The 19,643-nt window shown below is 37.8% G+C and carries 17 protein-coding genes and 4 tRNA genes; 5 read left to right on the plus strand and 16 right to left on the minus strand.

Annotation, left to right across the window (positions count from 1 at the left end; genetic code table 11):
- Positions 1–24: 24 nt before the first annotated feature.
- Together GTK57_RS07765 and GTK57_RS07770 are read right to left on the minus strand one after the other, a co-directional pair.
- The gene (locus tag GTK57_RS07765) at positions 25–588 is read right to left on the minus strand and encodes a hypothetical protein (protein WP_163122369.1); all 564 of its coding nucleotides are present in this window, start codon (positions 586–588) and stop codon (positions 25–27) included.
- Positions 589–600: 12 nt separating this feature from the next.
- Positions 601–1,425: a class I SAM-dependent methyltransferase gene (locus GTK57_RS07770; protein WP_163124657.1), complete on the minus strand. Its 825-nt coding sequence runs from the start codon at positions 1,423–1,425 to the stop codon at positions 601–603.
- A gap of 76 nt (positions 1,426–1,501) precedes the next feature.
- Between GTK57_RS07770 and GTK57_RS07775 the strand changes: the two genes are divergently transcribed.
- The 3 genes from GTK57_RS07775 (at position 1,502) to GTK57_RS07785 (ending at position 4,264) form a co-directional block, all read left to right on the plus strand.
- Entirely contained in the window at positions 1,502–2,776 is a 1,275-nt protein-coding gene (locus tag GTK57_RS07775; RefSeq protein WP_152874731.1) for a hypothetical protein, read from the plus strand.
- A gap of 151 nt (positions 2,777–2,927) precedes the next feature.
- Positions 2,928–3,131 (plus strand): hypothetical protein, encoded by a 204-nt coding sequence (locus GTK57_RS07780; protein ID WP_163122371.1) that lies wholly within the window; start codon positions 2,928–2,930, stop codon positions 3,129–3,131.
- A 179-nt stretch (positions 3,132–3,310) separates the two neighbouring features.
- Positions 3,311–4,264 (plus strand): 2-hydroxyacid dehydrogenase, encoded by a 954-nt coding sequence (locus GTK57_RS07785; protein WP_163122374.1) that lies wholly within the window; start codon positions 3,311–3,313, stop codon positions 4,262–4,264.
- Positions 4,265–4,328: 64 nt separating this feature from the next.
- On the opposite strand, the gene GTK57_RS07790 is transcribed toward GTK57_RS07785, so the two are convergent.
- The 7 genes from GTK57_RS07790 to GTK57_RS07820 all read right to left on the minus strand — a co-directional run bounded on the left by GTK57_RS07790 (position 4,329) and on the right by GTK57_RS07820 (position 10,730).
- Positions 4,329–4,880 (minus strand): hypothetical protein, encoded by a 552-nt coding sequence (locus GTK57_RS07790; RefSeq protein ID WP_152874728.1) that lies wholly within the window; start codon positions 4,878–4,880, stop codon positions 4,329–4,331.
- Positions 4,881–5,076: 196 nt separating this feature from the next.
- Positions 5,077–5,466 carry a hypothetical protein gene (locus GTK57_RS07795; protein WP_163122377.1) on the minus strand — a complete coding sequence of 130 codons (390 nt, stop codon included), beginning with the start codon at positions 5,464–5,466 and terminating at the stop codon, positions 5,077–5,079.
- Positions 5,467–5,542: 76 nt separating this feature from the next.
- The gene (locus GTK57_RS07800; RefSeq protein WP_163122380.1) at positions 5,543–6,025 is read right to left on the minus strand and encodes a hypothetical protein; all 483 of its coding nucleotides are present in this window, start codon (positions 6,023–6,025) and stop codon (positions 5,543–5,545) included.
- Complete coding sequence (locus GTK57_RS07805) at positions 6,022–7,059, minus strand: hypothetical protein (protein WP_163122383.1); 1,038 nt, start codon at positions 7,057–7,059, stop codon at positions 6,022–6,024. The genes GTK57_RS07800 and GTK57_RS07805 overlap by 4 nt, the downstream gene beginning before the upstream one ends.
- A gap of 69 nt (positions 7,060–7,128) precedes the next feature.
- Positions 7,129–9,198: a glycine--tRNA ligase subunit beta gene (gene glyS / locus GTK57_RS07810; RefSeq protein WP_163122385.1), complete on the minus strand. Its 2,070-nt coding sequence runs from the start codon at positions 9,196–9,198 to the stop codon at positions 7,129–7,131.
- Positions 9,198–10,181, minus strand: a complete 984-nt coding sequence (gene glyQ / locus GTK57_RS07815) for a glycine--tRNA ligase subunit alpha (protein WP_163122388.1) — start codon at positions 10,179–10,181, stop codon at positions 9,198–9,200. Before glyQ ends, glyS begins: the two co-directional genes overlap by 1 nt.
- Before the next feature lie 291 nt (positions 10,182–10,472).
- A complete protein-coding gene (locus tag GTK57_RS07820) occupies positions 10,473–10,730 on the minus strand; it encodes a PspC domain-containing protein (RefSeq protein ID WP_163122391.1) in 258 nt (85 codons plus the stop codon).
- A gap of 246 nt (positions 10,731–10,976) precedes the next feature.
- On the opposite strand from GTK57_RS07820, the gene GTK57_RS07825 reads away from it, so the two are divergent.
- Positions 10,977–11,588, plus strand: a complete 612-nt coding sequence (locus tag GTK57_RS07825; RefSeq protein ID WP_163122394.1) for a hypothetical protein — start codon at positions 10,977–10,979, stop codon at positions 11,586–11,588.
- 74 nt (positions 11,589–11,662) lie between these two features.
- Here GTK57_RS07825 and GTK57_RS07830 read toward each other — a convergent pair.
- From GTK57_RS07830 to GTK57_RS14800, 7 genes are all read right to left on the minus strand, one after another.
- Positions 11,663–11,738, minus strand: a tRNA-Lys gene (locus GTK57_RS07830).
- Positions 11,739–11,946: 208 nt separating this feature from the next.
- Positions 11,947–12,022, minus strand: a tRNA-Lys gene (locus GTK57_RS07835).
- Between the two features lie 60 nt (positions 12,023–12,082).
- A tRNA-Lys gene (locus tag GTK57_RS07840) sits at positions 12,083–12,158 on the minus strand.
- A 20-nt stretch (positions 12,159–12,178) separates the two neighbouring features.
- Positions 12,179–12,254: transfer RNA gene (locus tag GTK57_RS07845), tRNA-Lys, on the minus strand.
- Positions 12,255–12,449: 195 nt separating this feature from the next.
- Complete coding sequence (locus tag GTK57_RS07850) at positions 12,450–14,291, minus strand: long-chain-acyl-CoA synthetase (protein ID WP_163122397.1); 1,842 nt, start codon at positions 14,289–14,291, stop codon at positions 12,450–12,452.
- A gap of 183 nt (positions 14,292–14,474) precedes the next feature.
- Positions 14,475–17,840 carry an Rne/Rng family ribonuclease gene (locus tag GTK57_RS07855; protein ID WP_163122399.1) on the minus strand — a complete coding sequence of 1,122 codons (3,366 nt, stop codon included), beginning with the start codon at positions 17,838–17,840 and terminating at the stop codon, positions 14,475–14,477.
- 144 nt (positions 17,841–17,984) lie between these two features.
- Positions 17,985–18,116 carry a hypothetical protein gene (locus GTK57_RS14800; RefSeq protein WP_267313485.1) on the minus strand — a complete coding sequence of 44 codons (132 nt, stop codon included), beginning with the start codon at positions 18,114–18,116 and terminating at the stop codon, positions 17,985–17,987.
- A gap of 480 nt (positions 18,117–18,596) precedes the next feature.
- On the opposite strand from GTK57_RS14800, the gene GTK57_RS07860 reads away from it, so the two are divergent.
- The gene (locus tag GTK57_RS07860) at positions 18,597–19,565 is read left to right on the plus strand and encodes an RluA family pseudouridine synthase (protein ID WP_163122402.1); all 969 of its coding nucleotides are present in this window, start codon (positions 18,597–18,599) and stop codon (positions 19,563–19,565) included.
- The last annotated feature ends 78 nt before the right edge of the window (positions 19,566–19,643 follow it).

Below are 19,643 nucleotides of genomic sequence, written 5' to 3' on the forward strand. Positions count from 1 at the left end.
TTTATTGCATTTTAAAGCTAAAACTTAGTTATCGAGTTTAGATTCAATTTCAGGATACTGAGAACGCCAATTTTCAAGTTGATCTTGTGCATGTAAATAAGCACCTAAGCCTTTTAGTTTATCTTCAGATAAGTCTTTGTCATCTAATGTTTTGTTTTTATGTTGCTCTAAAAGTTGGATTTGAGTATCCCAATAACTCGCAATTAAACCTTGAATATAACGACCTTGTTCAGATTTTAAATCGAGTGCTTTTAACATTTCAGATGCAGAGGTTAAATTGTCTTTTTTACGCGTATATGAAAACTCAGCAGTTAAATTTCCTGCCTGAGAGAGTTTGGTTAATTCATCTTCCATTTCATCGCTGACTTCGGTGAAACGATTGTCATAGTCTACAAGTAATAAAATGTCGTGCTGATCGTTTGGGGTTTTGTCAAAATTACGAATCGCTTCAGATGATAATTCTTGCATCACTTTATCTTCAGGTGTTACTTCATTTGAATGTTCTGCATTTTTATTACCACATGCACTCAAAAAAAGTGCAGAGCAAATAAGCGCAGGAAAAGCGATGCGTTTTAGTGACGTATTCATATGAAGATGATCCTATTCTGTCGTTATTTTTTCAAAGACATAAACATGGGTGATATAGGGAAAATCAATTTCCTCATCTAAAGACTTACCCGTATATTCTTGTACGATTCTTTCAAATTGTGCCTTTAGCTCAAGTTGTTTGGACTTAGGCATTGCCGCAATAAAACTCGTCGAAAGTAAGCGCTTTGATACCACTTGTTCCACTGTACCATGATGCAAATGCGGAATTGTAGTTTCTTGATAAAGTTTGAATAAATCCTGTTCTTGAAAGACTTTTCGCCATTGATTGCTATGATAGCGGGGTGTATTTCCCTCAAAAGGGGAAATTACATCTGCTAAAGCTTTTACCCAATTTATGCCAATATCTCGCTGATTCCAAATAAGAACCAAATAGCCATTGGGTTTTAATATGCGATGAATCTCTGTTAAGGTTTCTAAATGGGCAAACCAATGAAATGATTGTGCGCATGTCACAACATCTACAGTTTGGTGTTGAATAGGCATATTATTGCTAAATGCCTGTAAAGTTTGCACATTGGGGTAAGCCTGCTTTAATTGTGCAAGCATTTCGTCAATGGGTTCAACCGCAGTAATATGCTGTGTTATTTGTTGTAAATAAGGTAAGAATTTGCCAGTCCCAGAACCAAGGTCTAAGAGCATGGTTTCTGAGCTAAGTTGGAGCCGATCTTGCAGCCAAAGTGCTATACTTTGTGGATAACTTGGACGAACCTGCTGATAAAGTTCAGCAGCCGAACTGAAGCCTTTTTGTGCGGAAGAATGTAAAGATTGTGTCATATTTTGCGATTCTTTATCTTTCGTGCATCTATAAAATAACATATTCACTTTTGATCAATCGCAATAGCATTGAATTGTAAAACTTAATATGCAATAGAACCTATTGCTTGGTGTGGGAATGGACAAACAGATAATTTTTGAAGACGGACATATTCGCGCTATTTTTCTAAAAGGTTCATCAAAAGAACTGGTTTTTTCCTTTGGCGATTTAATTACTCGTGCCAAGGGCTTGTCTATTAATGCCGAAAAATCTTTAGAAAAGTTTCAATACAATGTGATTGGCGTAATGCCAAAAGAAAAGTCATGGTTCCCTGAAAGCTCCATTCGCAATATGTTAGATGCGATTGCAGACTTTATTGCACCATTTGAAACGCGTTTAGGTTATGGCGGTTCAATGGGGGGCTATGCTGCCATTAAGTATTCCAACTTATTGAACTTAAAACGTGTTATTGCCTTGGTTCCACAGTTTTCAATTGATCCTGAAGATGTCACCGATTTACGCTACAACATGTTCTTTCATGCAGATGTAAACCAAGACATGAAAGTACAAGCCAAAGATGTATCTGCGGATCGTGAATACATTGTGGTGTATGACCCTTATTATGATGAAGACCGCGCGCACTATGTGAAACTTCAAGAAGTTTTACCGCATGTTCATACCTTACATTTGCCATTTACAGGACATGATGCTGTCGCAATTTTGGCAAGTTCAGAACTTTTAAATGACTTTTTAACGCAAGAATTTGATGAAACTTATTTTTATAAAAAGATTCGTCAGGTGAAAAAGAACAGCAAGTTTTACTATCGTAAAGTGATTGAAAAGTCGCTTAGAAAACATCGTGCATCTTTAGGGCAAATTCTTAGAAATAACGATTTACAGCTCGATAGTAATTTCTTTGATGCAAAGCAAAAGCAACAACTGATTCGCTCATTACTCAGCAATAAACAAGTCGATGAACATGATTTAAATAAGCTAGGCGTACAAATTAATGTACCGCAAGAAAGCCGAAGCTTATTGCTCGATAAATTTGGTCATGGCTTAGTTTTTAACGTGATTAGTCAAAAAATTGAAAGCTATGCGGAAAAAGCCATTGCGCTGAATCATAAGCTACTTATTCCAATTTATGCCAAAGGCACGGGCTTGGTTCAAATTCACTTAAATGATGAACGCTACATTGTGGCAATGAATGATCGTTTGGTGATGAAACTGTTTAAAGAGCAAGATGCTTTAGGCGTAGGCATGAGCCCGCTAATTATCAAAAAATATGACGACTATTTTGTTGTAAGTTACAAAAACTTGAACCTTGCCAGTGATGAGTTTGGCGGTAACGATTTTGTGGAAGATGTTTCTGAAACTGCAAAATTTGTATTGGAATTAGAAAGCGACGCTTAAGTTACAAATATATTTTTTGAGTGTGTAATACCCATCACAGATACGGATTTTAAATACGGCTTTGGTCTAATTTTGTACTATTGCTTTATTTTTAATTCGATCTAAGATGAATTCAACGATAAAAATATCATTGGACGATAAGAGTCGTGTTATGGCAAAGAATGTTCTGAATATTTCATTGTTCACGCTATTTTGTTTAACTGTTTCTAACCCTACTTTTGCTCAAAGCTCTATGTATCCCGCTTATATTTGCTTTGGTAGCGGTATTTTTATTGTGTTTGCACTTGCGGTTTATGTGGTGAAACAAAGTATTTTATCTGTAAAAAACCATTGTGATAAAAAGCCTGCAAAATAGCAGGATTTTTGATATTTGAACGATCTATCATTTCACATTTCATTCTTTTTAAAAGAAAAATAAAGCATTTATAAATGAGAAAACAGGTCGATTAAATATCTAAAATAAGCTTAAACTGTTTGCAATAAACAGGGAGTTTTTATCCCTTAAAATTCCATGAATGAAGCAAGGAATGCAACATGAAAGCCGTGTTTTTAGATTATGCCTCTTTAGACCAAAATGACTTAGATTTTACTGCCTTAGAACATACGTTTGATGAATGGGAAATTTATCCAAGTACATCTTCAGAACAATTATTAGAACGAATTCAAAATGTTGATGTCATTATTAGCAATAAAGTTGTGGTAAATGCAGAAGCAATTCAACAATGTAAGCAACTTAAACTGATTTTGATTTCTGCTACAGGCACCAATAATATTGACCTTGCTCAAGCTAAACAACAGGGTGTAGTGGTTTGTAATTGTCAGGCTTATGGCACGTCTGCTGTGGCGCAACACACGCTTATGTTCATGCTAAATTTAGCGACATCATTTAGACAATACGACAACGCCGTGCAAAATGGTGAATGGAATAAAGCCTCGCAATTTTGCTTGCTCGATTATCCAATTATCGAATTGGAAGGTAAAACTTTGGGTATTTTAGGTTATGGCGAATTGGGTAAGGCTGTTGGTAAATTAGCCGAAGCATTTGGCATGAAAGTATTGGTGGGCGCTTTGCCAAACCGACCAAGCAATGAAAATCGTATTGCGTTTAATGCGTTGTTATCTCAAGTCGATTTTTTAACTTTACATTGTCCACTTACAGCAGACACTCAAGATTTAATTGATGCTCAGGCTTTTGATGCAATGAAATCGAGTGCATTTTTAATTAACTGCGCGCGCGGTGGTATTGTCAATGAACAAGCTTTAGCAGATGCATTATTGAATGGGAAAATTGCAGGTGCAGCAACAGATGTACTTATGGTTGAACCACCCAAAGATGGCAATGTCTTATTAAATCCTGATATTCCAAATTTATTGATTACACCGCATAGTGCGTGGGGCAGTGTAGATGCACGTCAGCGCATTGTTCAGCAAATGGTAGAAAATGTTGATGCCTTTAAAAAAGGTCAATCTATTCGACAAGTGAATTAAATCGCTTAAAAATAAAAAAGCCCATCATCAGATGGGCTTTTTTATACATGTATGATTTAGTGATTTATCTAGGGATAGATGAATCTGTATCTGCTGTATTTGTGCCTGTATTTGAGTTTGTAGGTGCTTGTACTTCAGTTTGTGGTGCTGTTGTAGCAGGTTCTGCAACCTGAGCTTGTGGCGCAGGTACGCTCTCTAAAAAGGTTTTTGGTTGGTTGTCTGTAGATGACTGACTTAGCGAATGTTGAACAATTGGTGCTTTTTCTTCGGGGTTACCAAATACACCTTCTTTGGCTTTAGTAACCGTACGGTTAATGCCGTTCGCTGCTTTATCTGCAGTTTCTTCGGTAAAGTCTTTGGTATTTTCCCAAGCTTGTTCTGCTTTTGGTTTTACTTTAGATACGCCTTTTTGCACACCGTTATCAATTTTTACGGCAGTTGTATCTATTTTTTCTTTGGCTTTGTGACCTAACACTTTAAAGATATTTGGGTTGTCGCCATAGGCAGGAGATTGTTTTACAGGCTGTGCTGTTTGCGTCGTTTCTGTTTGGGCAAATAGGGGTGTTGTGGCAAGAATTGCCGAAACAAATAGTGCTGCTTTCGATTGATTGATCACGTAGATGGATCCTCTTTTTTCTATATTGGGTTTTATTGAAATTGATCTTATCGGCTTTTGGGGTGTTGATGTCGCTTTGTGATTAAAAGCATACAGGTGTGTAACATGAGTTCAACATTTATTTCTTTTTACTTACAGATAAAAAAGCCTTTGCTTTAATGATTTAAGAGCAAAGGCTTTTTGTTCGGATTGTGGATTAGTCACATTGTGCTAATGCATCTTTTGCGAAGTTGTTACGTAGTGATAGGAAGTTCTTTTGTACTTCTGGTGCGTATAGGTCAAATGTTGAAGCGGTGCTTGTGCCGTCTTTTGCAAATGTTGCTGTACCTGCTGAAATAAGGGTTAAGCCTTTAAATGCCCATTGTTCTACAACTTTTCCTGATTCAAGCTGACCTGTAAATTCGATGATGCATTTGTCTGAGAATTTGTTGAGTTGGGCTTTGTTACTTGTGGTTTCAGGGTATGCTTTTAGGTTTTCTATTTCTTGTAGCGCACCTGCATTGATGTGTGGAATTGTAGGTGTAGTTGTACATGCAGATAGTGCTAAACCAACAAGAGCTGTCAAAACGATGGCATTAAGTTTCATAAGTTCCATTTCTTTTTGAATGTAATTCACTTGAGTATAGGGAATTTGTTTGGAGTTTCCTATAGTAGTTTTATAACTACTTTTTAAGTATCCTCTGCTGTTTTAATATTTTTTCTTTTTGACTTTTTTTATCTAAGTAATCTTTTATTAAATTATTTGGCATCAAAGAAATAACTAAAGCATATATTTGTATCAAAGTTAGAAAATAGATACTTAGGAATAATATCCCTAAAAATATATGTCTATGATTCACAATGAAATGAATTTGTTTAAAGATTGGGATGATAAAAAATATTAGACTAATTGTAATTAAGCAAACAATACATAGAAAAAGGCTTTCTAAAAGTTTATTGAATTCAATTTTTTCTAATTTTTGATTGTCAGTAGTCAAAGGATTACATATAGCAATCCAGATCCCAAATAATGCAAATAATATAGAAAAAATTGTTTTTAAATTTTCAATAATTCGATACTGATCTAGTAATGAGATATTTTCTCCAAAAATATAAATAGGAATAGCTAATAAAAGAATAATCAATAATAACAATAGCTTTTTCATGAGGTTTGTAAGTTTAATATTTGATTTTTAATATTATTTAATTCAGTGAGTAAAATGTTTGGGTTGACGATTTCATCTTTACTTCTGCTAATATTAATCTCAAAGTCATTTCTTGCAATTGTTCCGCTTAACCATATTGGTGAACTTTTACCTTGTACAGTAAATCCTAAGTCTTCCCATTTTGTAGCTTTATGGCTGTTTTCCCAATCTGTAATAATTGTTTCAATTTCTTCGGAACTACAAGGCCTATATTTCATTTCAAGTGAGTATTTTGCTGTTAATTCTTCAGTTTTAGACGATGAAAACGTTGGAAATTTTTGCCAGTAAGCTTTATTTTCATGTTTAAAAAAGGGAATCTCGTTGTGTTTGTGAATTTTTCTAATTAAATCAAAATTTTCTTTTAAAAAGTCGATATTAGTTTTATTTCGTACTAGTCGTGTTTCAAAGTACGCTGTCAAAAATTCAGCTTCATCGTCTTCGCTTTTACGATATTTGATTATTTCTAATGAGTTCCCATCATTATCTTTTTGGACTTCTGATTCAGCATATGATGAAATTTTAGAAATAAATTCTGTTAAATATTTTTCTAGATTCTGTCGACCATTCATTGAGTGATCAAAATTGATAGTTGCCATTATATTTTTATCTTTGAAAAATAAAAAATAAGCTGCATAGCCTGGGATATCACCTTTTTTAATATTTGCCGTATTCACAGTAACATTACCAACTGTTGCCTTACTGCTTACACTTAGAATTTTATTACCTTTGGTTTTAGGTACCTCTATCCATAGCGTTAAGAGAGTTAAATAACTATTGGATATAATATCGTAACAATATGTTTTATACGAATCATCTGTTCCAATGGGAGCATACGTACATGTATTAGCTAGAAACATGTCAGGTTGCTTTGCCCATATTTCTAGTTGCTCAAGAAAATCAGTTAAATCCCCTAATATTGGTTTTTCATCTTTTTTAAATTTATATAAACCACATTTATTAATTTCGTATAGTGTGATTTTGGCTACTTCTTTCATTTGTTTTCATCTGTAAAAAACCCCGCTAATTTATAGCGGGGTTTTCTTTATTTTACAATTATTTAAGACTTAATGCTGTAACACAGAAATATCAGCCACTTTCGTAAACAAGTCACGTAATTGAGCAAGCAAGCATAAACGGTTTGCTTTTAACTCTGCATCATCTGCCATAACCATTACACCTTCAAAGAAAGCATCAATAGGCGCACGTAACGCAGCTAAAGCAGAAAGCGCAGCTGTGTAGTCTTTCGCAGCAAATAATGGCTCAACCACAGGCGTAATTTTCGCAAGTTCAGCGAACAATGCTTTTTCAGCATCTTCAACTAAGTTTGCTTCAACAACAGCACCCGTCGGTTCAGCTTCTTTTGCAAGAATGTTAGCAACACGTTTATTTGCAGCAGCCAAAGCAGCAGCTTCAGGCAATGCACGGAAATGATTCACCGCATTTACACGCTTGTCAAAATCTAAAGGAGATTTTGGAGACAACGCTTGAACCGCTTGAATCACATCAACCGCAACGCCTTGGTCTTCATATTTCGCACGGTAACGACCTTCAAGGAATGCAACAGCATCGTTTAAAGTCTTATCGTGATCTTTCAATACATCGCCATAGGCAGCTAAAGCAAGCTTGATTAAATCTTCAATAGAAACATCAAGATTGTTTTCAGTCACTAAACGCAAAATACCAATGGCAGAACGACGAAGTGCAAATGGGTCTTTAGAACCTGTAGGCGCTTGACCAATACCAAAAATACCTGTGAGCGTATCTAAACGGTCAGCCAATGCAACCGCAGTACCTGTTTTGGTTTTAGGTAAAACATCACCTGCGAATTTAGGAAGATATTGCTCACCTAAAGCATCGCTTACTTCATCATTTTCGCCTTCAAGACGTGCGTAGTAAGTGCCCGCAATACCTTGAAGTTCTGGGAATTCACCCACAAGCTCAGACGTTAAGTCACATTTCGCAAGCAGCGCAGCTTTTTCAGCATCTTCCGCTTTTGCACCTGTAATAGGCGCAAGCGCAACAGCAAGTTTCGCAATACGTTCAGACTTGTTCCAAAGCGTACCCAATTCTGCTTGGAAGACCATGTTTGCAAGTTTCTCTTTACGAGAAGCAAGCGGTTGTTTTTGGTCTTGTAAGAAGAAGAATTCAGCATCCGATAAACGTGGACGAACAACTTTCTCGTTACCTTCAATAATTTGAGCAGGATCTTTAGACTCAATATTTGAAACAGTAATGAAGTACGGTTGAAGTTTATTGTCGCTATTCACTAAGCAGAAGTACTTTTGGTTGTCCTGCATCGTTGTGATCAATGCTTCTTGAGGAACAGCTAAGAAGCGTTCTTCGAAGCTTGCACGAAGCGCAACAGGCCATTCTACAAGTGCAGTCACTTCATCACGTAAATCCGCAGGCACAATCGCAATCGCGTTTACTTCATCAGCCAACGCTTTTACTTGTTGGTCGATGATCGCTTGGCGTTCTTCAAAGTTTGCAACAACGTAAGCTACTTTTAACTTCGCTAAATATTCATCAGCATGCGTTAACGTAATTGCTTCAGGCGCATGGAAACGGTGACCATAAGTCACGTTACCTGCTTTATGATCTTGAATAGTTGCATCAACAACATCGTTGTCTTTCAACAATATAACCCATTTTACAGGACGTACAAATTCAGTACGGCTTGCCGCAGAACGCATACGTTTTGCAATTGGAAGATTATCCAATGCAGTTTGTAAAATTTGTGGAAGTAAAACATCTAAGCTTTGACCTTTCACATCTTTTAAGTAGCACACTTTTTCAACTTTACCTGCTTGGAAAGTTGATACTTGATCTACAGTGATGCCTTGACCACGCATAAAGCCTTCTAAAGCTTTAGTCGGTTTACCTTCAGCATCAAACGCTGCTTGTTTAGCAGGGCCGTCAAAACGTTTTTGCGTGTCCGCTTGCGCGCCATCAACATTCACAATTTTTAATGCTAAACGACGTGGCGCTGCATACGCTTCGATAGAATCGAAAGCCAAACCTGCATCTTTTAAGCCTTTTACAGTTTCAGCTTGTAGCGCATCACGTAATTTTTTTAAGCTTTTTGGTGGCAGTTCTTCACAGCCTAATTCGAACAATACTGTATGTTTAGACATTATTTGCTCTCCTTAGATTCAACTTTTGCTTCTGCTTCAACTTGTGCTTTTAACTGCGCTAAAACTTCGTCACGAAGTTCAGGTTCTGCCATTGGGAAACCAAGTTTCGCACGAGCAGCAACATAACTTTGTGCAATTGAACGCGCCAAAGTACGTACACGTAAAATATAACGTTGACGTTCAGTTACCGAAATTGCACCGCGCGCATCTAACAAGTTAAAGCTATGAGATGCCTTAATCACTTGTTCGTAAGCAGGAAGTGGAAGTTCAGCTTCAATTAAACGAGTCGCTTCAGCTTCGTAGAAATCGAACAACTCAAACATTTTTTCAACGTTGGCATATTCGAAGTTATAAGTCGATTGTTCCACTTCATTTTGATGGAATACATCGCCATAAGTTACTGTGCCAAACTGACCTTTAGTCCAAACCAAATCGTAAACAGAATCTACGCCTTGCAAGTACATTGCTAAACGCTCAAGTCCGTAAGTGATTTCGCCCGTTACAGGGTAGCATTCAATACCGCCCACTTGTTGGAAGTAAGTGAACTGAGTCACTTCCATGCCATTTAGCCAAACTTCCCAACCTAAGCCCCAAGCGCCTAATGTTGGAGATTCCCAGTTATCTTCTACAAAACGAATATCGTGAATTAAAGGATCAATACCAATGGCTTTTAAAGAATCTAAATAAAGCTGTTGGATGTTGTCTGGGTTTGGCTTAAGAACTACTTGGAATTGGTAGTAATGTTGCAAACGGTTTGGGTTTTCACCGTAACGACCATCTTTAGGACGACGTGAAGGCTGAACGTAAGCAGCATTCCAAGTTTCTGGGCCTAAAGCACGTAAGAAGGTTGCTGTGTGGAATGTGCCTGCGCCCATTTCCATATCGTAAGGTTGTAAAATTACACAGCCTTGTTCAGCCCAATAGTTTTGTAAGGCAAGAATTAAGCCTTGGAAGGTATCAATATGCGATATGGCGCGACTCATGGTCATCCACTTAAAATTAGAGAAAAATTGCCCTCAATTATAAGGATTTTAAAGGGGAGTGGCAAAGGTTAAAGATCAAGTAGCATGGTTTTTAATGAAGATGTCAAAGAAAGTTAATTTTATGGATTACTTGTGTCTGTGTGTAAATGTTGATCATTGCTAATTTTGAAAATAAGTTGTTCTTAAAGTAACTCAATAACCTATTGATTATTATATTTTAAATTATATAAATGCAAAAAAAAGCTACGATATCTTGGGGGGAACATCGTAGCAAAAAAAGAGTTAAATAAATTAGGCGCGATCATCACCTACAGTACGAATAGGCTGTTGATTATTTGGAGTGTATTGTAATTCAGTTTGTTTTTTCGGCATGATGAACCACAGGATTAAATAAACTAAAATACCTGGAAATGCTGCGCTCATAACAGAGACCACAATAAAAATAATGCGTAGTAAATTTGCATTCCAACCAAAACGTTCAGCAATACCACCCATTACACCTGCAATCATGTTCGAGCGGTTTGAGCGATATAAACCAACATTGGTCATCTAGTTCTCCTTAAAATGAAATAAATCAGTTAGCTGTAATATAAAATATGGAGTTTGTTTTTTTAATTTAAAGCGGTGTCTTAAATTAAATCGTTAAAATGTGTAACTGTGTATATGCGACATATAAATAGAGTCATAGAATGCAGATGTAAACTGTTTATTTTTACTATAAATGGTTAATTATTAAGTAATTTTAAACAATATATTTATTATTTTTAATCTAAATTTTATGTGAATGGTGAGTAAGTGTTGAATCGGAAAATATATCAAACTTGCATGGTTTCACTGTTTGTTTTTGGAATAACTGCATGTAGTGATGACCATGATAATGTTTCAACAGAGCAACAGGAAACATTTCAAACTGCAAGTAAAGATGATTATGAGCCATTAACAGGTAAAAAATTAACAGATGTTGCTGGACAAGTAGCTACCCCTATAGATGAAGAGGGTCTTGCTGATCATATTTCAGATAATGCACTTCCTTATGTAGGGCGTTATCGGGTTGTTGTCAGTTGTAAAGATCCAATTGTCTTCTGTGAACAAGGTACGGCAGATTTTATTTTGAATTTACTACCTGATGGTACGGCACATCGAACAGTTATACATTTAGGTACAATTACATTTGCTTCGGAAAATCAATATCGTCAAGATTACTGGAAATATGATGAATTAAATCATCAAATTATTTTAAAAAGAGTGAGTGGTGTTGAGTTTTTTTACGATATAGATAAAGATAAAAATCTAACGATGAATTTGGATCGAATTGCAAATGCAACAGATGTGAATCGAACATTTTTCCAAGAAGGAAACCCATTTCCACACGAAGCTTATAAACTAAAACCTGAAAATATCAAATAATGAATAAAGTCCTTAAACGGGGCTTTTTTTATATCTTAGATTCTTAAACGAAGTATTTTAACAAATAGAATAATTGGTGGGTTGTGTGGGGTTCGAACCCACGACCAATGGATTAAGAGTCTACTGCTCTACCAACTGAGTTAACAACCCTGAATAAGGATTAGTGAAACAACGTTTCACTCGAGTGCAAAAAATCTAAGATTTTTAAAGGCGCAATAAAGCACGATATGATGCAACATCGATGAGCAAAATTTCGAGAATGGCGAATCAGAACCAAAAGAGGAGTGGTTTGTCTTGGTCGGAATAATGCAAGTTTCTTTATCTTCGCATGGTGGAAGAAAGAAGCTCTAAGAAAGAATGGTGGGTCGTCCGCGACTCGAACGCGGGACCAATAGATTAAAAGTCTACTGCTCTACCAACTGAGCTAACGACCCATTCAAAGGTTTTGTATCAAATTAGATTTGATGGTTTCTAAAACAGACGTTTTAGAATGATGGTGGGTCGTCCGCGACTCGAACGCGGGACCAATAGATTAAAAGTCTACTGCTCTACCAACTGAGCTAACGACCCATCAGGGATGTCAAAGGAAATGGTGGGTCGTCCGCGACTCGAACGCGGGACCAATAGATTAAAAGTCTACTGCTCTACCAACTGAGCTAACGACCCTGAACCAGTATTCAAGAAAACTTGAATATGTAGTGCAAGAAAACTCTAGGAGTTTTGAAACACCACTTCATTTGATGGAGCGTATTGTAGCAAGATATCAAATGAGCGCAAGTAAAAAATAAGAAAGTTGCCTGTGATTGATTATAAATAAAACAAAAAAGCTTCATATAATCAAAAAACAAACAACTTTTACTATTAAAAGCGATATTTATAACTTTGGATGTTGTTGTAAATCTCTGTTGTGAGTTCGCAATAAGCATTAGCTCCTGGTAAAAGAACTAAAATCTTTTCATTCGTTTGCGTAATGTCGAAGCCTTGTTCTTTCAGTTTACTTTTTTGATACTTAAATGTACCTGTTGTTTCAACAGTAACTTGAATACGTAAGAACAAAGGTACAGCATATGCAGGCAATGACTTTTTAAATTCACTATACATATTACTTAAATCTTGTGTATCCAATTTCACATCATCATGCAGAGTAATAGCTGCCATGCCTGCACGACCATTGGTATTTGGAATTTCTACGCCATAAACCACTGCAGCTGTAATTTTTTCATAATCACTTAGGATATTTTCAACTTGGGTGGTTGATACATTTTCGCCTTTCCAGCGGAATGTATCACCTAAGCGATCGATAAATTGTGCATGTCTAAAACCAATATCTCGAACTAAATCGCCTGTATTAAAGTAGGCATCGCCTTTTTTCAAAACATTGGTCATGATCACCGTTTTATTTTTTTCAGGATCTGTATAGCCGTCGAAAGGTGATCTGCGCGTAATTTTCCCAATAAGTAAGCCAACTTCGCCCTTTTTAACGCGAATGCACCAACCATTTTTGTCATGAACTGGTTCATTTTTTTCTTTATCGTACTGAATGACTGCATACGGTGTAGGGGAGAATCCAACGGTATTGTCAAAATTGAAAACGTTGCTAAAGCCTACATTACCTTCGCTTGATGCATAAAGTTCTAAAACTTCTTCGATGCCAAAACGCGCTTTAAACTTATCCCAAATATTTGGGCGCATGCCGTTACCAATCATCTTTGTAACACGATGACCTTGTTCAAGTTCAGACTCAGGCGCATCCATTAAATAGCGACAAAGTTCACCGACATAACCAATTGCAGAGGCATCGAATTTTTTCACATCTTTCCAGAATGAAGATGTTGAGTATTTACGACGAATTGCGAGTGTTGCGCTACTTGCAATGACACCACACCAACACACCACAATACCTGTCGCATGATACAGCGGTAGAGTACAGTACATGACATCATTAGGCTTTAGGTCGATGACATGACCGTACGTGCCATAAGCCAAAGTCCAACGGCTATTGGTAAAAATTACCGCCTTAGGTAAGCCTGTGGTGCCTGATGTGTAAATATAAAATAGACCATTTTTACCCTGAACAGATTGGGTCGTTGGTGTATTAAATTTGGGGAAGTTTTCTATTTTTTCTGCAAGGTTGATAAAGCCGTTTGGTGCTTCACCTGCATCTTTTAATGTTTCTTGATCTGCAAACCAATGAAAGCGTTCTGAGGATAATTCTAGGTCGTGTCGAATTTCATCGATAGAAGCACAGCATTCTGCACCTGCAATCACTGCAATTGGCTTCACTAGGTTAATGCTATGGGCAAGGACTTTGCCTACTTGAGATGTATTGACTAAGGCAATGGTCACGCCAATTTTTGCTAAACCCAAAACAGTTGCAATTAACTCGGGACGATTTTCCATCATGAGCGCCACAACATCGCCTTTGTTTGCGCCTATTGAAAGATAGAAATGCCCAATTTGGTTTGCCCAATCATTTAATTCTTTATATGAAAATTGCTGATCTTCATATTTTAATGCACAACCTTGAGGATTGCGCTTAACGGCATTTTCAAATGCAATACCTAAGCCAGCAGGAGAGTTCGAAGTACGTAAATAAGCTTGCTTAAGACCAGTAACTAAATGAGGTAGCTTGCTCATGAATTTAGGGATTTTTGCTGCGACTTCTGCAAAACCAATGAGATCGCTTTTTTGATTGTGGCTCATAAGAATCCTATTATTTTCGTAAATCAGTATCGTGCCCATTTGTTTACGATTTATTTCAACGAATTACTACACTTGTCTTTTAATCGTTTCGGACTAGTGCAATCAACCTAAATTGACAAAAGTACCAAAAAAAAACCAGTCATCGAAATGACTGGAATTTTTAATCACCTGCAAAAAAGCAAATTATGACTCAGTTGCGGTGTCTACTTTTTTCGGTGGACGACCACGAGGACGACGTGGGCGAGCTGGTTTCTCTTTTGTTGAGCTGTCGTCAATGTTTAGGTCTTCAGCAGGTTGGTCTTCAGAAACTACTTCAGCTTGAGCAACTTCAGTTGTCGTTTCTTGAACTTGAATAACTTCTTCTGCTTTTACTTCAACAGGAAGCTTCTCAAGCTCTTGATCCTCGGCAACAGGCTCTACAACAGCAACTGTTGTCTCTACTTCAATAGGAGCTGTTTGCACTGCTTCTACTTCAACTTCTTGTGCTTTTTCAGCTTCAAGATGTGCTTGCTTTGCTTGTACATGGGCCTGTTCAGCAGCTTGTTTTGCTAAACGACGACGCTCACGCGGGTCATTTGCAACACGATTGTCTGATACAGGTTTTGGTGGAGTAAGGTCAAGCACAGGAGCAGGTTCTGCTTCTAGTACTGCTTTTGTTACTTCAACATCACGTGTTACAGGTTTTTTCTCAACAACATTTGTTGTTTGAGATGCAATGCTTGCAGCATATTCACTTGTGAATTTTGCCAATGCACGATTAAAAGTAGGAATTAATCCAAACTGTTCAATCAGTACAGAGCAGTCATCACCGTATACATGGCGGATTAAAGAATCCACAGTATAAAGTGAAAGTGTAGGCACTTGAGATGGTCTCAACACAGGTATTTGAGGTTGAGCCTGTTCATTGCGCTGACGACGATTTTGACGAGGATCGTTGCTTGCACGTTTAGCTGGTTGTTGCGATTGTTTATGCGCAGATTCAGCTTTTTTATGTGCTTGCGGTTTCTTCTCGGCAACTTCTTTCGTTGTAGCGACAGGAGCTTGCTTCACTTCTTCTACAGCTGCAACTTCAACAGCTTTTGCAGGGCTTTCTTTAACTTGGCTTAAAGCAATAATTTCGCTTTGAGCTTGATCAATGTTAACCACTAATGCTGTTGGCATTACGTCTTGTTGAGGGATATCAATCATTTCAACTTTAGGCTGATTTTGATTGATTACTGTTTCCGTTACTACAACTTCAGGAACAGCAGCTTGTTCGTTCAGTACGCTTTGGTCACGATGGCGAGTTGGGCGGTTTGGACGTTGTTGATTGTTGCGATCACGACGTGGAACAGAATTTTGTTGTTCAATGTTTTGTTGAACATCTTGATGCTGTTGTTGATCGTTAGGCGTGTGTTGACGACGAGAAGTGCGTTTGTTTTCACGAGCTTCTTGGCGCTGTTCTTGACGTGATACTTGTACAACTTCTTCATGTACATGATGAGCAATTTCTTGCTGTACGTGTTGTACTTGCTGTTCACGTGGCTCTTTGTGCTTATTATTGCGTGGCTTCTTATTGTTTGGACGTTGAGTCTTTTCTTCGCGCTCTAGAGGTTTCTCTGTAAGATCACGTTGTTCAGACTTGTTTGCAACAGTTGAAGGCGCTAAATAAGCATTGTTTGCTTGAACTACAGGGGCGTGTTGTTGCGTTGTAACTTGACCACCAATTTGACCAAATTGACCACGACTTACCGCACCACCATTCACCATTTGCTCAATCGCAGATGCAGCAGTATTTGCTGTACGAGATTGATCGATAGTTGTAGCTTGTTTTTGTACAAACAAATTCTCTAACCAAGCACAAGGACTTGCTGAAGCTTGCGCAGGAGCAACTTTTACTTGAGGTTGTTGAGTTTGCTGTTGATTCGCGTGTTGAGGGCGACGTTTATTATTTTGTTGGTTTTTATTGCCTTGCTGCTGAACAGGTGCAGGGGCTGTAGCTTGAGCATGTTGCTCTTCTTCTAAATGCCATTCAGAAGATTCATAACCCAATTCTTTTTCGCTATTACGCGTTGCTTCTGTGCGTTCATAGCTTGTTGGCGCGAAGCCTTCTGGGTTAAATGAAATTTCGTAATGAGGTGTTTCTAAATGCGGGTGAGGCAATACCGTTACACGTACATTTGAAGTTTGTTCTAAATAAACAAGCGTATGGCGTTTTTCATTGAGCATGAATGCTGCAATTTCAACAGGCACTTGAACTTGAACTTCACCTTGACGTTCACGAAGCGCAATTTCTTCCACTTTACGCATAATAGAAAGCGAAAGTGAACGAAGGTCACGTACCATGCCAGTGCCATGACAGCGAGGGCATACATAACCAGTCGCTTCTTCTAAAGATGGACGTAAGCGTTGACGGCTCATTTCCATTAAACCAAAGCGAGACAATTGACCGAATTGAATACGAGCACGGTCACTTTGCGTTGCTTCACGAAGTTTTGCTTCAACCATACGTTGGTTGCGGTCTTTTGTCATGTCGATAAAATCGATCACAACTAAGCCACCAATATCACGTAAACGTAATTGGCGCGCAATTTCTTCAGCAGCTTCTAAGTTAGTATTTAACGCTGTTTCTTCTACGTCATGACCACGAGTCGATTTTGCAGAGTTAATATCGACAGATACTAAAGCTTCTGTTTGGTCAATAACGATAGAACCACCAGAAGGTAGTTTAACTTCACGTTCGTAAGCCGTTTGAATTTGGCTTTCAATACCAAAATGAGCAAATAATGGTTCATTTAATGTATAAGTTTTTAACTTGTCTAATTGAAGTGGCATTACAGCTTTAACGAAGTTATACGCTTCATTATATGCTTGCTCAGAATCAATCAAGATTTCAGCAACATCATCACGTAGATAGTCACGAATCGCACGAGTTACAACACCAGCTTCTTGGTGAACCAACATTGGAGATGGACCAGAGCTTGCAGTCTTTTGAATTTGAGCCCAAAGATCTAACAAATGTTGAAGATCTAGCTGCAATTCTTCTTTCGAGCGACCAATACCTGCTGTACGAACAATAACGCTCATACCGCGTGGTGTATTTAATGACGCTAACATTTCTTTCAATTCTTCACGAACTGAACCTGAAATTTGACGACTAATACCGCCACCTTTAGGATTGTTTGGCATAAGTACCAAATAACGACCTGCAAGTGAGATAAATGTTGAAAGGGCAGCACCTTTATTACCACGTTCTTCCTTTTCGACTTGAACTAAAAGCTCAGTACCTTCCGTGATAAGTTCACGAATGTTCGAAGTTTGACGAGGATCTGCTTTGTAATACGAGTTTGCGATTTCTCGCATTGACAAGAAGCCTTGACGACCAGCGCCATACTCTACAAATACTGCTTCTAATGAAGGTTCAACGCGAGTGACGTGACCTTTATAGATATTTGATTTTTTTTGTTCACGGGTACGATTCTCTAGGTCGAAATCGTAAAGACGCTGTCCAGTGACAAGTGCAACGCGAATTTCTTCAGCATGAGTTGCATTAATCAACATACGTTTCATGGGTGTAACACCTTATAGTGATACACAGCAAAGCATCGCTAGGTCACGTAGCGAACATCAAAAACTACGAATCAACTGCTCAAACCACAAAAAAGTATTGGGATTCGAACTCTTTTTTACCGGCCTTTTTAGGTGGGCTTCGGTTTATGATTTACGTATCGATGATGCCAATACGGCTTCAATCTTTAAACGATTAAAGTCACCTGTGCGATTCACTGGCGGACTAGCGGTGTATTGGATGTGATCACTTTCACTGTCACATTGCTCGAAGATCATTCCTTCACTTAGAAGGCGTCTTGATACGGAATTATCATCGTATCTGTGCAAACTGTGCAGATCCAATACATCAACGCTGTAGCCTGAATTTAGCATCAGGGAGCGACTGATCTGATGTGTATCAGTTTACGTTTAAAAACCAACTTAAGTTGGCGACATATTTTTTCAGACAAACTGATTTATGTACCTGAGGTACAATTAAACGCAACAGTTTGTGTTTTTGCCGATATAATAAGCCTTCGGCGTCGGCATAATTCTTTTGGGACCTTTCCGTGTTCATGTGAGTTTTTAAGTGAATAATTATGTTCAGAATAGTCTGAAAAAATAGATTCCAACTCACAAACGATGGTTTCCGTATGCCGACTATACCAAACCTTGCATCATCTGCCTATGGGCTAAGCTTATGTTTCTTGTGAAAAGTATAGCTCGAATGATCAGTTTTTAATCAATTTTAGTATTTTTTTAGGTCTCAGTAACTGTATGAATTCTACGCAAGAATGGCAAAATGTCACTTGGTTTGAAGTGGATGAACATCAATCGGGTCAACGCATCGATAATTTTTTATTTTCTCGTTTAAAAGGCGTGCCGAAAAGCCGTATTTATCGTTTGATTCGTGAAAGCCAAGTTCGTGTAAATAAAAAACGTGTGAAAGCTGAAACTAAGCTTGCGATTGGTGATCAAATTCGTGTTGCACCAATACGTTATGAGCAAAAGGATGAAAGCTTAGTTCCTGTTTCAGATAAAGTTGCGCAGAGCTTATTAAGCCGTGTTGTCTATGAAGATGAAGGCTTGCTTGTGGTAAATAAACCATCGGGTATTGCAGTTCATGGTGGTAGTGGTATTGCTTACGGTTTAATCGAAAGTTTACGTGCAGCAACAGGTAAAAAATATTTAGAGCTGATTCATCGTATTGACCGCGATACGTCTGGTTTAGTGATGATTTCTAAAAAGCGCAGTACTTTGAAGTTGCTTCAAGACATGCTGCGTGAACATAAGATTAAAAAAACTTATGCTGCTGTAGTAAAAGGAAAAGTAACTTTAGATAAACAGCTGATTGATGCGCCTTTACATCGTTATGAACTTGCTAATGGCGAGCGTCGTGTATGTGTGTCTAAAGAAGGTAAAGATTCTAAAACACAGTGGAATGTCGCTGAACGCTTTATGCATGCAACATTAGTTTATGCATCACCACTTTCGGGTCGTACGCATCAAATTCGTGTGCATGGTTTAAGCATTGGTCATCCTTTAATTGGTGATGAAAAGTATGGACATGAAACACCTTATAAAGGTCCAAAACCTCGTCGTTTATGCTTGCATGCCATGCGTTTAGAAATTCCAGGTTATGAAACCATAGAAGCACCATTGCCTGAAGATATGCAAAATATTGTGGCGCAATTACGTGCACAAAAAGCAGATAAAGTGGTAACGCCTGTTAAAGATGATGAGTAATCTTTAATTCAGCTTTGTTTAAGTAGAAAAAACGCCCCATCTTTATTGAAGGTGGGTTTGAGGGAGATTAAAGCAATC

This window comes from Acinetobacter portensis (assembly GCF_010646905.1).
Taxonomy (GTDB): domain Bacteria; phylum Pseudomonadota; class Gammaproteobacteria; order Pseudomonadales; family Moraxellaceae; genus Acinetobacter; species Acinetobacter portensis.

Coding starts and splice junctions, on each gene's coding strand:
- GTK57_RS07765 (WP_163122369.1), bottom strand. CDS start 588: ATGAATACGTCACTAAAACGCATCGCTTTTCCTGCGCTTATTTGCTCT.
- GTK57_RS07770 (WP_163124657.1), bottom strand. CDS start 1,425: ATGTTATTTTATAGATGCACGAAAGATAAAGAATCGCAAAATATGACA.
- GTK57_RS07775 (WP_152874731.1), top strand. CDS start 1,502: ATGGACAAACAGATAATTTTTGAAGACGGACATATTCGCGCTATTTTT.
- GTK57_RS07780 (WP_163122371.1), top strand. CDS start 2,928: ATGGCAAAGAATGTTCTGAATATTTCATTGTTCACGCTATTTTGTTTA.
- GTK57_RS07785 (WP_163122374.1), top strand. CDS start 3,311: ATGAAAGCCGTGTTTTTAGATTATGCCTCTTTAGACCAAAATGACTTA.
- GTK57_RS07795 (WP_163122377.1), bottom strand. CDS start 5,466: ATGAAACTTAATGCCATCGTTTTGACAGCTCTTGTTGGTTTAGCACTA.
- GTK57_RS07800 (WP_163122380.1), bottom strand. CDS start 6,025: ATGAAAAAGCTATTGTTATTATTGATTATTCTTTTATTAGCTATTCCT.
- GTK57_RS07805 (WP_163122383.1), bottom strand. CDS start 7,059: ATGAAAGAAGTAGCCAAAATCACACTATACGAAATTAATAAATGTGGT.
- glyS (WP_163122385.1), bottom strand. CDS start 9,198: ATGTCTAAACATACAGTATTGTTCGAATTAGGCTGTGAAGAACTGCCA.
- glyQ (WP_163122388.1), bottom strand. CDS start 10,181: ATGAGTCGCGCCATATCGCATATTGATACCTTCCAAGGCTTAATTCTT.
- GTK57_RS07820 (WP_163122391.1), bottom strand. CDS start 10,730: ATGACCAATGTTGGTTTATATCGCTCAAACCGCTCGAACATGATTGCA.
- GTK57_RS07850 (WP_163122397.1), bottom strand. CDS start 14,291: ATGAGCCACAATCAAAAAAGCGATCTCATTGGTTTTGCAGAAGTCGCA.
- GTK57_RS07855 (WP_163122399.1), bottom strand. CDS start 17,840: ATGAAACGTATGTTGATTAATGCAACTCATGCTGAAGAAATTCGCGTT.
- GTK57_RS14800 (WP_267313485.1), bottom strand. CDS start 18,116: ATGATCTTCGAGCAATGTGACAGTGAAAGTGATCACATCCAATACACC.
- GTK57_RS07860 (WP_163122402.1), top strand. CDS start 18,597: ATGAATTCTACGCAAGAATGGCAAAATGTCACTTGGTTTGAAGTGGAT.